The following is a 15,256-nucleotide window of genomic DNA, read 5'->3' as shown; positions in this document are numbered from 1 at the left end:
GCATGACGATGAATGGCACGCACGCGATGAGCCGCAATCGCCCGCTGAATAGGCGGTGGCGCATCGCGTCCGCGCGCGTCGTGCTATGCGCGCTGCTGATCGGCACACCGCTCGCCGCGCATGCGCTGCCGACCTTCGACGATGTCCGCACGCAATGGCGCAGCTCCGACTGGCTGCTGCTGTCGCGCGACGGCGTGCCGCTGCAGCGCACGCGCATCGACAACACCGAACGGCGCGGCGACTGGGTCGCGCTCGCAGATGTGTCGCCCGCGCTGCGCGAAGCGATCGTCGTGTCGGAGGACAAGCGCTTTTACGAGCACAGCGGCGTCGACTGGCGCGGCGCAGCGGCGGCCGCATGGGCGAACCTGTGGAACACGCGCACGCGCGGCGCATCGACGGTCACGATGCAGCTCACGGGTCTGCTCAACGACGACCCGCAACGCTCCGGGCAACGCTCGATCACGCAGAAGGCGAGCCAGGCCGTGAGCGCGCTATGGCTCGAACGCACGTGGCGCAAGGACCAGGTTCTCGAGGCGTACCTGAATCTCGTGCCGTTTCGCGGCGAGACGATCGGGCTGTCCGCGCTGTCGAACACGCTGTTCGGCAAGGCGCCGTCCGGCCTCGACGAACGCGAAGCCGCCGTTGCCGCCGCGCTGATCCGCTCGCCGAATGCGGCGTACACGAAGGTCAGCGATCGCGCGTGCCGCATTTTGCGCGACATGAAGGCGCCCGAGCGCTGCGCGAATCTCGCGAGCTTCGTGCAGCTCGCGTTTGCGCGCCCGGCTCCAGCGCTGCTGTCGGTGTCGCCCGATGCGCCCGTGCTCGCACCGCATTTCGCGCGGCGCATCGCGAGCGAAGCGCACCCTGCGGCGGGCGCGCGCGTCACGAGCACGCTCGACGCGAAGCTCCAGCGCTTCGCCAGCGACACGCTCACGCGCACGCTCGTCGAGCTCAACGCGCCCGCGCATCCGCGCAACGTGCACGATGGCGCTGTCGTCGTGCTCGATAACGCGACGGGCGACGTGCTCGCGTGGGTCGGATCGTCGGGCGGACTGTCGGGCGCGCGCGATGTCGATGCCGTGCTCGCGCGCCGCCAGGCTGGCTCGACGCTCAAGCCGTTTCTCTACGCGCAGGCCATCGACGAGCGTCGGCTCACCACCGCCTCGCTGCTCGACGATGCGCCGCTCGATCTCGCGGCGGGCGGCGGGCTCTATATTCCGCAAAACTACGACAAGGACTTCAAGGGCTGGGTGAGCGTGCGCACGGCGCTCGGCTCGTCGCTGAACGTGCCCGCCGTGCGCACGCTCGTGATGGTCACGCCGCATCGCTTCGCGAAAACGCTCACCGCGCTCGGCCTGCCGCTTTCGCAAAGCGGCGACTACTACGGCTATTCGCTCGCGCTCGGCAGCGCGGACGTGACGCTGCTGTCGCTGACGAATGCGTATCGCGCGCTCGCCAACGGCGGAATCGCCTCGCCGACTTTCGACGTGCCGCGCCATGCGCCTGCATCGAGCCCACGTGAGCTTGCCGCGAAGCAACGCGTCTTCACGGAAGATGCCAGCTACATCATCACGACCGTGCTGTCGGACAACAACGCGCGCACGCGCACGTTCGGCTTCGACAGTCCGCTGGCGACGCGCTTCTTTTCGGCCGTCAAGACGGGCACCAGCAAGGACATGCGCGACAACTGGACGATCGGCTACACGTCGCGCTACACGGTCGGCGTGTGGGTTGGCAATGCGGACGGACAGCCGATGTGGGACGTGTCCGGCGTGACGGGCGCGGCGCCCGTCTGGGCGGCCATCGTCGGCTATCTGCATCGGCGCGTGCCGAGCGTCGCGCCGCGCGCGCCCGCCGGCGTCGTGCAGACGCGCGTGACCTTCGACCAGAACATCGAGCCCGCGCGCGACGAATGGTTCGTGAGCGGCACGCAAACGCGCGTGATCGGACTCGCCGCGAATGCCAGCAATACGGCCAGCGCGCGTGCCGTGTCGCGGACGCCGCGTTCAGCGGCGCTTGTGCGTGCGTCGAACGGTTCCGGCACGTCGTCATCGAACGGCGCGCCGCGCATCGGCTCGCCGACAGACGGCACGCTCTTCGCGCTCGATCCCGACATCCCCGCCACGCGTCAGCGCATCGTGTTCGAACGCGCGAGCGGTTCGTCCGCGAGCAGCACATGGCGTCTCGATGGCCGTTCGCTCGGCCACGACGAACGCGTGCTGTGGCTGCCTTGGCCCGGGCGTCACGTGCTCGAACTCGTCGACGCGGATGGATCGAGCGCCGATTCGGTGCGTTTCGAAGTGCGCGGCGCGACGGCGCGCGGCCCTGCGAAAGCAGGCACGAACAAAGCGGGCACGACTGGAGCGAGCACGACGGCGCCGCGAACAGCGAGCCCCGGTCCCGCCACATCCCCCGTCAAATTCCCCTGACATCCGTACGCGATGTCAGCCCCGCGAGTAGGCAAAAGCTTTAAATTTGGTGCGGGCCGATTGTGTTGTCACGGACGCACCGGTATAAATCGGCCGTTTCGCGCAACGTCGCGCGCCGTTCGGCGAAAGAGAACAGTAAATGTTCTATGCTTGAGCGCAGTGCTCGCTAACGTGAAAGCGTCGTCCGTTCCGGCTACCTGTTTGCCCTCAATGGAGTGATTGCCATGTTGAAAAAGCTGTTGATGCTTTGCGCCGTGCTGATGCTGTCGTTGTCGGCGGGATTCGCGTCCGCCGTCGAAGTCAATACCGCCGACCAGGCGGCGCTCGAATCGGTCAAGGGCATCGGCCCTGTCCATGCGAAAGCGATCATCGACGAACGCACGAAGAACGGCCCGTTCAAGGACGCAGACGATCTCGCGAATCGCGTCAAGGGCATCGGCGAGAAGTCGGTGAAGAACCTCGAAGCCGCGGGCCTGACGATCAACGGCTCGTCCACGCCGCCGACGGGCGCAACCACCAAGCCGGCCGCGACGACGTCGAAGCCGATGGCTGCGCCCGCAACCACGGCACAAACTCCGCCTTCCGCGCCTGCCGAAGCCGCATCGGGCGCGAAGGCCTCGAAGTCGAAGAGGAAGAGCAAGGCGGACGCCGCTGCGGCATCGGCACCCGCTGCTACGGCGGCATCCGCGCCTGCGATGGCATCGGAAACGACCGCCTCGAAGTCGAAGAAATCGAAGAAGAGCAAGGCCGCGTCCGCTGCGTCGGGCGTATAAGGACTCGAATCGGGACGCACTTCGCTGTGCGTCCGATGGCCTCACTGCTTCACGTCTGCGTCTGTCAAGACTATCGGTGCCGCGCTCGCGCGGCGTTTCATTACCCGCCGGCGCACGCTTTCACGAGTATCGCGCCGGCTCCTACAGAGAGAGATCGTCATGAGCCTACTCGACACCCTCGGTTCCATGCTCGGCGGCGGCAATACGCCCGAAGGCGGCGGCCAGCAGGCGCTGGTCGCCGCTGCGCTCGAATTCATCAACAATCAGCCGGGCGGCCTGAACGGGCTGATCCAGCGCTTCCAGCAGAACGGCGCGGGCGACATCATCAACTCGTGGGTCAGCAACGGCGAGAACCAGCCGATCGCCGCCGACGCACTGCATAACGTGCTCGGCTCGGAAGCCGTGACCAACATCGCGTCGAAGGTCGGCGTCGAACCGTCGGCGGTGACGGGCCTGCTGTCGCAAGTGCTGCCGCACGTCGTCAATGCCGCGACGCCGAACGGCGAAGTGCCCGCCGACGGCAAGATCGACACGGGCGGCCTCGCGGGCGCGCTCGGCTCGCTGGGCGCGCTGGCCGGCCTGTTCAGCGGCAACAAGAACGCCTGAGCGCGTTACTTCTGCGCGCCTTCCGCAGCGCTTTTGCATTGCTTCGACATGCGTAGCGCCTGACGCGCCGCGCAAAAACAAAAAGGCAACGCATCGCTTCGTTGCCTTTTCGCTTTCTTGCTTTCGATCGGAAGCGGATACGCAGGTTGTCAGCGCATCCGTTCCAGTGCGGCTTAGTGCACCACCCGATCGAACACGAGCTTGCCGTTCTCCACCTCGACGGGAATCACGTCCTTCGGTCCGAACTTGCCGGCCAGAATCAGCTTCGCGACCGGGTTCTCGATCTCCTGCTGGATCGCGCGCTTCAAAGGCCGCGCGCCGAACAGCGGGTCGTAGCCGACCTTGCCGATCAACTCCAGCGCCGCATCCGACACGACCAGCTGCATGTCGAGCTTCGCGAGCCGGTCGTGCACGCGTTCCAGCTGGATCTTCGCGATCGACTGGATGTTGTCGCGGCCGAGCGCATGGAACACGACGACGTCGTCGATCCGGTTCAGGAACTCCGGCCGGAAGTGCAGCTTCACTTCTTCCCAGACGGCATCCTTCACCGCTTCCTGCGACTCGCCGACCATCGCCTGGATCACCTGCGAGCCGAGGTTCGACGTCATCACGATCACCGTGTTCTTGAAGTCCACGGTGCGGCCCTGGCCATCCGTCATGCGGCCGTCGTCGAGCACCTGCAGCAGCACGTTGAAGACGTCCGGGTGCGCCTTCTCGATCTCGTCGAGCAGGATCACGCTATACGGCTTGCGGCGCACCGCTTCCGTCAGATAGCCGCCCTCTTCGTAGCCGACATAGCCCGGCGGCGCGCCGATCAGACGCGCAACGCTGTGCTTCTCCATGAACTCGCTCATGTCGATGCGGATCAGATGATCTTCCGCGTCGAACAGGAAGGCCGCCAGCGCCTTGCACAACTCGGTCTTGCCGACGCCCGTCGGTCCGAGGAACAGGAACGAGCCATACGGACGGTTCGGGTCCGAGAGCCCGGCGCGCGAGCGGCGGATCGCATCGGCGACGGCGCTGATCGCTTCGTTCTGGCCGACCACGCGCTCATGCAGCTTCGATTCGATCTGCAGCAGCTTCTCGCGCTCGCCCTGCATCATGCGCGACACGGGAATGCCCGTCGCGCGCGACACGACTTCCGCGATTTCCTCGGCGCCGACCTGCGTGCGCAGCAGCCGTGGACGCGTCGGATTGTTCTGCTCCTGCGCCTCGGCCTGCGTGACCTGCTTCAGTCGCGCCTCGAGCTGCGGCAGCTTGCCGTACTGCAGTTCGGCGACCTTTTCCAGCTTGCCCTCGCGTTGCAGACGCGTGATTTCCGCGCGCGTCTTCTCGATCTCTTCCTTTAGCTGCGCGCTGCCCTGCACGGCCGCTTTTTCCGCCGTCCAGATTTCTTCGAGATCCGAATATTCGCGATCGAGCCGCTCGATTTCTTCCTCGATCAGTTGCAGACGCTTCTGCGACGCTTCGTCCTTCTCCTTCTTGACGGCTTCGCGCTCGATCTTCAACTGGATGCGGCGGCGGTCGAGCCGATCCATCTCCTCGGGCTTCGAGTCGATTTCCATCTTGATCTTCGACGCCGCTTCGTCGATCAGGTCGATCGCCTTGTCCGGCAGGAAGCGATCCGTGATGTAGCGATGCGACAGTTCAGCCGCCGCGACGATTGCCGGGTCGGTGATGTCGACGCCGTGGTGCAGCTCATAGCGCTCCTGCAAGCCGCGCAGGATCGCGATGGTCGCTTCGACCGTCGGTTCGTCGACGAGCACTTTCTGGAAGCGGCGCTCCAGCGCGGCATCCTTTTCGATGTACTTGCGATATTCGTCGAGCGTGGTCGCGCCGACGCAATGCAGTTCACCGCGAGAGAGCGCCGGCTTCAGCATGTTGCCCGCGTCCATCGCGCCTTCGGCCTTGCCCGCGCCGACCATCGTGTGAATCTCGTCGATGAAGACGATGGTCTGCCCTTCGTCCTTCGCGATGTCGTTCAGCACGGCCTTCAGACGCTCTTCGAATTCGCCGCGATATTTCGCGCCCGCGAGCAGCGCGGCCATGTCGAGCGACAGCACACGCTTGCCCTTGAGCGTCTCCGGCACTTCGCCGTTGACGATGCGCTGCGCGAGACCTTCGACGATCGCCGTCTTGCCGACGCCCGGCTCGCCGATCAGCACCGGATTGTTCTTGGTCCGGCGTTGGAGGATCTGGATCGAACGGCGGATTTCGTCGTCGCGGCCGATGACGGGATCGAGCTTGCCTGCGCGGGCGCGCTCGGTCAGATCGATCGTGTATTTCTTTAACGCTTCGCGCTGGCTTTCGGCATCCTGGCTGTGCACCTGCGAGCCGCCGCGCACTGCGACGATGGCCGCTTCCAGCGACTTGCGCGACAACCCACGCTCGCGCGCAAGACGCCCGGCTTCGCCCTTGTCGTCGGCGACGGCGAGCAGGAACATTTCGCTCGCGATGTAGGTGTCGTTGAGCTTCTGCGCTTCCTTGTCGGCCTGGTTCAACAGACCCGTGAGGTCGCGGCCGATCTGCACGTTGCCGTCCGTCCCCTGCACTTGCGGCAAACGCGTGATCGCGTCGTTCAACGCGGTCTGCAAAGCCTGGACATGGACGCCGGCACGCGACAGCAGCGAACGCGCCGAGCCGTCCTGTTGCGCGACGAGGGCCGCGAGGAGGTGCACGGGCTCGATGTACTGATTGTCATGGCCGACGGCAAGGCTTTGCGCATCGGCCAGCGCTTCCTGGAATTTAGTGGTGAGTTTGTCGATTCTCATCAAGAGACCTCCAATTTCGATTACCACCAAAATGAGGCGTTTTAGGCAGGTTTCAAGCGCTTTTTTGCATCAGGGAGAGAGAATTCGCACGGCGGGCGCGTTGTCGCGCCCGGCGCGGGACACAGCGCAGTTTAGCCCCGCGTACAGCACGGGAAAAGCAAGGGCGGAGATTGCGGACAGAGGTTCGCAGCAGGGACGGGAGAACGGCGTGAGCCTGCCCACAAGCCGTTCATGCGCGCAGAGTGCAACCTCGAACGACGGCCGCACGGGCGACCGATCGTGCGGCTGGCTCAGGTGCCCGTCGGTACGGCGGGCGTGACGGGCACGATAGGCACGACGGTGGCCGACGGCTTGAGCCCGAGCAGCGACATCAGCGGCGATGCGGGCTCGGCGATATCGCGGATCGTAAAGCCGTCGAGCTCGCGGAAAAACGCTGCGCGCGCCGCTTCGAGCACGCCCTTCAGCCGGCATTGCGACTGAATGACACATTCGCGATGCGCGCCCGGATCGCCGCCGTTGAAACAGCTGACCAGCGTGAAGTCGTTCTCGGCAGCGCGCACCACTTCGCCGATGGTCAGCGCCGACGAATGCTCGAACAGCCGCAGACCGCCGTTGCGCCCGCGCACAGTCTCGACCCAGCCGAGTTCCGCAAGCCGCTGAACCACCTTCATCAGATGGTTCTTCGATATGCCGTACGCGTCCGAAATGTCCTGGATCGTAGCCAGTCCTTCGGAACGGACTGCGAGGTAAAGCAACACGCGCAGCGAGTAATCGGTATAGTCTGTCAGTCTCATTGAAAGGCAAGTCGCGACGGGGATCACGTGCGGAATGTTCACGCCTCCCCATAAACGCCGGTGCTGCAGCGCGCAATATCATGCGTGGAAAACACATCTTATTGCCGCGTTTATCTCGTTATTTCGCGTAACTATAAACGCTAACTTTCGTTTGAAGCGCACTTTTTCTGACTTTAGATGAGCGCGCCCAACGTTTGCGACGGGGTTTGCGTCGGCTTTGCGTCGGAGTGCTTGCCGCGTCTCACTTATTTCAGCTATGAAGTCCGAAATTTCTTCCACTATTCCCGCTGCCGAACGCCTCGCCACGCGCTACGCCGAACCCGACGAAGAGAACATCCGCGAACTCGTCTACGCGTTCTACGACCGCGTGCGCGCCGACGCGCTGCTCGGTCCCGTGTTCGAAGAGAAGCTGGCGGGCCGCTGGGACGAGCATCTGCCGAAGATGTGCGTGTTCTGGGGATCGTTGGTTCTGGGCGCGAAGCAATATCGCGGCAACGTGCAGCAGGCGCACATGCCGCTCGCCGGCGTCGAGCCGCAGCACTTCAGCCACTGGCTCTATCTGTTCCTCGATACCGTCGAGTCGCGCTACGAACCGGCCGCCGCCGTGCGTTTCATGGAGCCGGCGCTGCGCATCGCACAGAGTTTGCAGTTGAGCCGATTCGGCTGGGACTATCAGATTCCCGCCGAACAGCAGGCGCTGCTGGAGCGCATCGCGCCGCGCCGTCGTCCGCGCGAAGAGCATGAGGCGGAGCATGCGCGACCGCGCGGCGAGCCGTTTCCGGCAAAAATCATCGGCAAGTCGCGCGACGACGATTGAGCCGGGCTTCGCTCAATCGGCCTTCGAGTTCGACGAGTCCAGTCCCCATCGGGCGAGCGCTTCGTCATCGGTCACGCGGGCATCGACCCAGCGCTCGCCGCTTTCCGTCTTTTCCTTCTTCCAGAACGGCGCCTGGGTCTTCAGGTAGTCCATCACGAATTCGCACGACGCGAATGCGTTCGCGCGATGCTTCGACGTCGTCGCGACCAGCACGATCTGATCGAGCGGCATCAGCTTGCCGACGCGGTGCACGATCAGCACCTCGGTGCCCGGCCAGCGCTCACGTGCGGCGTCGACGATCGCTTCGAGCGACTTCTCCGTCATGCCCGGATAGTGCTCGAGCTCCATCGTGTCGACGGCTTCGCCCTCGTTGATATCGCGCACCGTGCCGACGAAGCACGCCACCGCGCCGACCTTCGGATTCTGCGCGCGCAATGCGGCGACTTCCGTCGTCAGGTCGAAGTCTTCTGTCTGCACGCGCACCGTCATCGTTTGCCCTCCCGCTTCAATGGCCCGGTTCAGCCGCCCGTGACGGGCGGAAAGAACGCGACTTCGCAGCCGTCGGTGATGCGCGTGCCCGCGTCCGTCATCACGTGGTTGCACGCCATGCGCAGCGCGCGGCCTTCCGCGAGCGTCTCGGCCCACACGCCGCCGCGCACGCGCAGCCAGGCGCGCACGTCGCCGACCGTCGCGATGCCTTCGGGCACGTCCACGGATTCGTCTGACCGGCCGAGCGCTTCGCGCACGCTCGCAAAATATTTCAACTGGATCTTCATTCTCGGTAGCGGCCCTATAACGGCCACGCTCAGTTCAGCAATTCGGAAAACGGGATGAAGCGCACGGTCTCGCCGGCGCTGATCACATGATTCGGCGGATTGTCGATCAGGCCGTCGCCCCAGACCGTCGACGTCAGCACCGCCGAACTCTGATTCGGGAACAGATCGAGACCGCCCGCGGCGTTCACGCGCGCGCGCAGAAATTCGTTGCGGCGGTCGCCCTTTTGCTGCGTGAAGTCGGCGCGCAGCGACAGCGCGCGCGGCGTCACGGTCCGCACGCCCGCGAGGCGCAGCAGGAACGGACGCACGAACAGCAGGAACGTGACGAACGTCGATACGGGATTGCCCGGAAGGCCGACGAAGAACGTTTCGTTCGCCGCGCCCGATGCGCCCGATACACCCGCCCCACTCGCTGCCGCGCTTTCGCCCTGCGCCGACGCGCGACGAATCGCGCCGAACGCGAGCGGCTTGCCCGGCTTCATCGCGATTTGCCACATCGACAGACGCCCTTCGGCCTCGACGGCGGGCTTCACATGATCTTCCTCGCCCACCGACACGCCGCCGCAAGTAAGGATCAGATCGTGCGCCTGCGCCGCCTCGCGCAGCGTTTGCCGCGTCGCGTCGAGCTTGTCGGGAACGATGCCGAAATCGGTGACTTCACAGCCGAGCTTCCGCAGCAGGCCCGTCAGCGTGAAGCGGTTCGAGTTGTAGATCGCGCCGGGCTTGAGCGGCTCGCCGGGCATCGTCAGTTCGTCGCCCGTGAAAAACACGGCGACCTTCACGCGGCGCATGACCTCCAGGCTCGCGCATCCGACGGACGCCGCGAGTCCCAGCGCCTGCGGCGTGAGCCGCGTGCCGGCGGGCAGGATCGTCGCGCCCTTGCGGATGTCGGCGCCCTGCTGCGTGATCCATTCGCCTGCTTTCGGCGTGTGCAGGATCGCTACTTCATCGCCGGCTGCTTCCGTTTGCTCCTGCATCACGATCGCGTCCGCGCCGGGCGGCACCGTCGCGCCCGTGAAGATGCGCGCCGCCGTGCCTTCCGCGAGCGGCTGCGGCGCGTGGCCCGCCGGAATGCGCTGCGAGATGGACAAGCGCCGCTCGCCTTGCGACAGCTCGGCTACACGCACCGCATAGCCGTCCATCGCGCTCGTGTTCATCGGCGGCACGTCGAGCGGCGAGATCACGTCGGCGGCAAGCACGCGGTTGGTCGCATCGAGCGTCGGCAGCGTTTCGGTGCCGTCGATCTGCACGGCGGCGCCGAGCAGCGTGGCGAGCGCGTCGGCCGTCGACAACATCGGCGCGCGCGGCGCGGACTGCGGAGACGTAGGTGTGGACATCGATCGGAAATGAAGCGATTCGAAAACAATCATTGTAGCGGGCGCAGCCGCGTCGCGTTGCTGGGCGCTTTTATTCGGGCGTGACGGATAGCTGCGGGACGGCTGCGCGGATCGACGCGCGCGCAGCAAAACAAAACGGCGCACGTCGTTGAACGTGCGCCGTCTGCGTGACCGAGCGGCTATCGCGCCGGCTACCGCGCTGACTGGCCGCTCAAGCCCCCGTATGCGCCGCGACGAAATCCTTCACGCGCTGCGCGTCGTTCGGCAGCACCTCGAAGCGCTGCGGCAGGTCTTCGATCCCGCTGAACGCCGCGGGGCGCTCGGGCTCGCGCTCCAGTGCCTCGCGGATCGTCTCGCCGAACTTGATCGGCTGCGCCGTCTCCAACACGATCATCGGAATGCCCGCCTGCAGGTGCTCGCGCGCGACCTTCACGCCGTCGGCCGTGTGCGTGTCGATCATCGTGTCGTAGCGCTGGAACACGTCGCGAATCGTCTCGACGCGGTCGTCGTGGCTGCTGCGCCCCGATACGAAACCGAACTCCTGCACGCGCGCAAAATCGCCGCTCGCCTGCAGATCGAAGCCGCTTTTTTCTTCGACGTCGCGGAACAGTTGCAGCACGCGCTTCGGATCACGTCCGAGCAGATCGAACACGAAGCGCTCGAAATTCGATGCCTTCGAGATGTCCATGCTCGGGCTGCTCGTGTGATACGTCTCCGACGACTTGCGCACGCGGTAAATGCCCGTGCGGAAGAATTCGTCGAGCACGTCGTTTTCGTTCGTCGCGACGACGAGCTTTTCGATGGGCAAGCCCATCATCCGCGCGATGTGCCCCGCGCAGACGTTGCCGAAGTTGCCCGACGGCACCGTGAACGACACGCGCTCGTCGTTGCGCTTCGTGGCCGCGAAGTAGCCCTTGAAGTAGTACACGACCTGCGCGACGACGCGTGCCCAGTTGATCGAGTTGACCGTGCCGATCTTCTGTTGCGCCTTGAACGCGTGATCGTTCGACACGGCCTTGACGATGTCCTGGCAATCGTCGAACACACCGTCGATCGCGACGTTGAAGATGTTCGGGTCTTGCAGGCTGTACATCTGCGCCGTCTGGAACGCGCTCATTTTCTTGTGCGGCGACAGCATGAAGACGCGAATGCCCTTCTTGCCGCGCATCGCGTATTCGGCGGCGCTGCCCGTATCGCCCGAAGTCGCGCCCAGAATGTTCAGCGTTTCGCCGTGCCTTGCGAGCGTGTACTCGAACAGATTGCCGAGCAGCTGCATCGCCATGTCCTTGAACGCGAGCGTCGGGCCGTTCGACAGTTCGAGCAGCGACAACGGCGCGCCATCTTCGACGCCGAGCGTCTTGAGCGGCGTGATCTGCGCGGCGTTCTCTTCGTCGCGGACATTGCAGTACACCTGCGCGGTGTACGTGCGGCGCGTCAGTTCGCGCAGGTCTTCGGCGGGAATGTCGTCGCTGAACTTACGCAGGATCTCGAACGCGAGATCGGCGTACGGCAGCGTGCGCCAGCGCGCGAGTTCATCCGCCGACACCTGCGGATATTCGCCCGGCAGATACAGGCCGCCATCCTTCGCGAGACCGCCGAGCAGGATGTCGGAGAACGTATGGCGCTCGCCGATGCCGGCGCCGCGCGTGGAAATGTAGTTCATGAGCTTGCCTCGTTGCGAGTGTGCGTGTCGTGCGTCGTGTGCTTTTCGTGCGTCAGTTCAGCGCTTCCATGCGCAGCTTCGTCACCTTCGACACGACCGTCTTCAGCGCCTCGATATTCGCGATCGCCGCGTTGACGTTCTTCTCGACTGTCTCGTGCGTGATCAGGATGATGTCGGTCTCACCCTTCTTCGACACGTCGACCTGCTCCGATTCCTTTTGCAGCAGCGCGTCGATCGAAATGCCCGTGTCCGCGAGGATGCGCGTGATGTCGGCCAGCACGCCCGTCACGTCGGCGACGCGCAGACGCAGGTAATAGCCGCTCGTCACTTCGTCGATGGGCAGGATCGGCGTGCTCGACAGACGGTCCGGCTGGAACGCCAGATGCGGCACGCGGTGCTCGGGGTCGGCCGTGTGCAGGCGCGTCACGTCGACGAGATCGGCGACCACGGCGGACGCCGTCGGCTCCGCGCCCGCGCCCTTGCCGTAATACAGCGTCGTGCCGACGGCATCACCGCGCACGACGACGGCGTTCATCGCGCCTTCGACGTTCGCGAGCAGGCGCTTCCCGGGGATCAGCGTCGGATGCACGCGCAGCTCGATGCCTTTGTCGCTGCGCCGCGTGATGCCGAGCAGCTTGATCCGGTAGCCCAGTTCTTCCGCGTATCGGATGTCGATCGCGGCGAGCTTGCTGATGCCTTCGACGTACGCCTTGTCGAACTGCACAGGCACGCCGAACGCGATCGCGCTCATGATGGTCGCCTTGTGCGCGGCATCGACGCCTTCGATGTCGAAGGTCGGGTCCGCTTCCGCGTAGCCGAGTTCCTGCGCGGCCTTCAGCGCCGTCGCGAAGTCGAGGCCGCGGTCGCGCATCTCCGACAGAATGTAGTTCGTCGTGCCGTTGATGATGCCCGCGATGTACTGGATGCGATTCGCCGTGAGGCCCTCGCGCAGCGCCTTGATGATCGGGATGCCGCCCGCGACGGCCGCTTCGAACGCGACCATCACGCCGTTCGCGCGCGCCGCCTCGAAGATCTCCGTGCCGTGCACGGCGAGCAGCGCCTTGTTGGCCGTCACGACGTGCTTGCCGTTCCTGATCGCGCGCAGCACGAGATCGCGCGCGATGCCCGTGCCGCCGATCATTTCGGCGACGATGGCAATTGACGGATCGTCGACGACCGAACCGAAGTCATCGGTGATCGCGACCGTGCCTGCCTCGCTGCCAAGCGCCGCCGTGGCCTTTGCGGGATTGCGCACGGCAATGCGCGCGATCTCGATGCCGCGGCCCGCGCGTCGGTTGATTTCTTCCTGGTTGCGGCGCAGTACCGTGAAGGTGCCGCTGCCTACCGTGCCGAAGCCCAGCAGTCCAACTTTGATCGGTTCCATGCAGCGTGTATGTCGAGTGAGAGAGTGGAAAATCGGTTCGGGCGCTGATGCACGCCCTCAGGCCGCGTGGCGTTTGCGATAGCCGTCGAGGAAGCGCGCTATCCGGTGGATCGAATCGGCGAGGTCGTCGACGTTCGGCAGGAACACGACACGGAAGTGATCCGGCGCCTTCCAGTTGAAACCGCTGCCCTGCACGAGCAGCACGCGCTCCTCCAGCAGCAGATCGAGGATGAACTGCTGGTCGTTCTCGATCGGATACAGCTTCGGATCGAGGCGCGGGAACATGTACAGCGCCGCCTCGGGCTTCACGCAGGTCACGCCCGGAATGGCCGTCAGCATGTCGTACGCGAGCTGGCGCTGCTTGTAGAGCCGGCCGCCCGGCGCGATCAGATCGTTGATGCTCTGATAGCCGCCGAGCGCCGTCTGGATCGCGTACTGGCCGGGCACGTTCGGGCACAGGCGCATCGACGCGAGAATGCCGAGGCCCTCGAAGTAGTCTTTCGCGCGGCGGCGGTTTTCGCCCGTCAGGCCCGACACCCACATCCAGCCCGCGCGATAGCCGCACGAACGGTAGCTCTTCGACAGACTGTTGAACGTGACCGTCAGCACGTCTTCGGAGAGCGCCGCCAACGACGTGTGCTTCTTGCCATCGTAGACGATCTTGTCGTAGACCTCGTCCGCGAAGATGACGAGACCGTGCTGGCGCGCGATCTCGATCAGCGCGAGCAGCAGTTCGTCGGAGTAAAGCGCGCCCGTCGGGTTGTTCGGGTTGATGACGACGATCGCCTTCGTATTCGGCGTGATCTTCGCGCGGATATCGTCGATATCCGGCATCCACGCGTTCGATTCGTCGCACACGTAGTGCACGGGCGTGCCGCCCGACAGGCTCACACCCGCCGTCCACAGCGGATAGTCGGGCGCGGGCAGCAGCACTTCGTCACCGTCGTTGAGAAGCGCCTGCATCGCCATCACGATCAGCTCGGACGCACCGTTGCCGATGTAGATGTCCTCCAGCTCGACGCCCACGACGCCCTTTTGCTGCGCGTAATGCATGATCGCCTTGCGCGCCGCGAACACGCCTTTCGAGTCCGAATAGCCCGACGAATCTGGCAGATTGCGGATCATGTCCTGGATGATTTCGTCGGGAGCGTCGAAACCGAACGGCGCGAGATTGCCGATGTTCAGCTTGATGATGCGATGGCCTTCCTCTTCGAGGCGCTTCGCGTGTTCGAGAACGGGCCCGCGAATGTCGTAGCAGACGTTCAACAGCTTGTTTGATTTGAGTATCGGTTTCACGACGGGCACTTCATCCTGGGTAAATGAGCGGGACCACTGAGCTGCGCCCCATGCAGCGGGCACACCATGAGGACGGGGTTTGCGCAGCCGGCCGGCGAGCCAGCGCGGGCATCGTGCGGAACGCGGGCGGCGCGGCGCGCAAGGCCATCGAGCGGCTGAGCGGGCGCGGACATGCCGCCTGATGCGTCGTCGCGTATGGCATGGGCACGGCGCGCGTGTTGCTGGCGCGGTCTGCTCGCGAGTTGCTGCCGTTTTGCTGGCCGCTTTGCTGGCTATTCGCGCGCGTTGCCGGCACATCGGACGCCTCGGTCGACACCTCATCGACGCGCTGGCGGGCGTCTCGTTGACGCCTGTGCCGGCGCGTTCCGGGCACCCCACTGCGGACGGCGGGCGCGGTCGCCAGCCTTGCGGGCGCGGCTTGTGGCAGCGCGCGGACCTCGAGGGGAGCCGCCGAGCGGCTAAAAAGTTATAATTTAGCGGATATTGGCCGACTTCCGCAATGCACCACGCAAGGCCAGGATGCCCGCGCACGAGGCATCGAACGGCATCAACCCGCATTGAAGCCGCGAGTTGGACCCGCGCATTGAACCCGCGCATTGAACCCGTTGTC

The 15,256-nt window shown here is 65.1% G+C and carries 12 protein-coding genes; 4 read left to right on the top strand and 8 right to left on the bottom strand.

Annotation, left to right across the window (positions count from 1 at the left end; translation table 11 throughout):
* The first annotated feature begins 26 nt into the window (after window positions 1-26).
* The 3 genes from pbpC (at window position 27) to GCT13_RS16305 (ending at window position 3,808) form a co-directional block, all read left to right on the top strand.
* Window positions 27-2,429, top strand: a complete 2,403-nt coding sequence (pbpC, locus tag GCT13_RS16315) for a penicillin-binding protein 1C (RefSeq protein ID WP_407670807.1) — start codon at window positions 27-29, stop codon at window positions 2,427-2,429.
* 224 nt (window positions 2,430-2,653) lie between these two features.
* On the top strand, window positions 2,654-3,202 hold the full coding sequence (locus GCT13_RS16310; RefSeq protein ID WP_152759807.1) for a ComEA family DNA-binding protein: 549 nt from the start codon (window positions 2,654-2,656) through the stop codon (window positions 3,200-3,202).
* 159 nt (window positions 3,203-3,361) lie between these two features.
* Window positions 3,362-3,808 (top strand): YidB family protein, encoded by a 447-nt coding sequence (locus GCT13_RS16305; protein ID WP_152759805.1) that lies wholly within the window; start codon window positions 3,362-3,364, stop codon window positions 3,806-3,808.
* Between the two features lie 173 nt (window positions 3,809-3,981).
* Here the strand turns inward: GCT13_RS16305 and clpB are convergent, their stop codons facing one another.
* Both clpB and GCT13_RS16295 read right to left on the bottom strand, forming a co-directional pair.
* On the bottom strand, window positions 3,982-6,579 hold the full coding sequence (gene clpB, locus GCT13_RS16300) for an ATP-dependent chaperone ClpB (RefSeq protein WP_152759803.1): 2,598 nt from the start codon (window positions 6,577-6,579) through the stop codon (window positions 3,982-3,984).
* A gap of 290 nt (window positions 6,580-6,869) precedes the next feature.
* Window positions 6,870-7,373, bottom strand: coding sequence for an Rrf2 family transcriptional regulator (locus tag GCT13_RS16295; protein ID WP_152759801.1), 504 nt, complete (start codon window positions 7,371-7,373; stop codon window positions 6,870-6,872).
* A gap of 256 nt (window positions 7,374-7,629) precedes the next feature.
* Here GCT13_RS16295 and GCT13_RS16290 point away from each other — a divergent pair, with 256 nt between their 5' ends.
* The gene (locus GCT13_RS16290) at window positions 7,630-8,190 is read left to right on the top strand and encodes a group III truncated hemoglobin (RefSeq protein ID WP_152759799.1); all 561 of its coding nucleotides are present in this window, start codon (window positions 7,630-7,632) and stop codon (window positions 8,188-8,190) included.
* 12 nt (window positions 8,191-8,202) lie between these two features.
* On the opposite strand, the gene moaE is transcribed toward GCT13_RS16290, so the two are convergent.
* From moaE to GCT13_RS16260, 6 genes are all read right to left on the bottom strand, one after another.
* Window positions 8,203-8,679 (bottom strand): molybdopterin synthase catalytic subunit MoaE, encoded by a 477-nt coding sequence (moaE, locus tag GCT13_RS16285; protein WP_152759797.1) that lies wholly within the window; start codon window positions 8,677-8,679, stop codon window positions 8,203-8,205.
* A 29-nt stretch (window positions 8,680-8,708) separates the two neighbouring features.
* The gene (moaD, locus tag GCT13_RS16280; protein ID WP_090862118.1) at window positions 8,709-8,966 is read right to left on the bottom strand and encodes a molybdopterin converting factor subunit 1; all 258 of its coding nucleotides are present in this window, start codon (window positions 8,964-8,966) and stop codon (window positions 8,709-8,711) included.
* A gap of 29 nt (window positions 8,967-8,995) precedes the next feature.
* Window positions 8,996-10,303: a molybdopterin molybdotransferase MoeA gene (locus GCT13_RS16275; protein ID WP_193727680.1), complete on the bottom strand. Its 1,308-nt coding sequence runs from the start codon at window positions 10,301-10,303 to the stop codon at window positions 8,996-8,998.
* Window positions 10,304-10,514: 211 nt separating this feature from the next.
* A complete protein-coding gene (thrC, locus tag GCT13_RS16270) occupies window positions 10,515-11,966 on the bottom strand; it encodes a threonine synthase (protein WP_152759795.1) in 1,452 nt (483 codons plus the stop codon).
* 52 nt (window positions 11,967-12,018) lie between these two features.
* Window positions 12,019-13,350 carry a homoserine dehydrogenase gene (locus GCT13_RS16265; RefSeq protein ID WP_152759793.1) on the bottom strand — a complete coding sequence of 444 codons (1,332 nt, stop codon included), beginning with the start codon at window positions 13,348-13,350 and terminating at the stop codon, window positions 12,019-12,021.
* 57 nt (window positions 13,351-13,407) lie between these two features.
* Complete coding sequence (locus GCT13_RS16260; protein ID WP_321574396.1) at window positions 13,408-14,655, bottom strand: pyridoxal phosphate-dependent aminotransferase; 1,248 nt, start codon at window positions 14,653-14,655, stop codon at window positions 13,408-13,410.
* Between the last annotated feature and the right edge of the window lie 601 nt (window positions 14,656-15,256).

Origin of the sequence: Paraburkholderia franconis, from assembly GCF_009362735.1 — a bacterium.
GTDB lineage: Bacteria > Pseudomonadota > Gammaproteobacteria > Burkholderiales > Burkholderiaceae > Paraburkholderia > Paraburkholderia franconis.
This window is presented reverse-complemented; position numbering and strand designations above follow the sequence as displayed.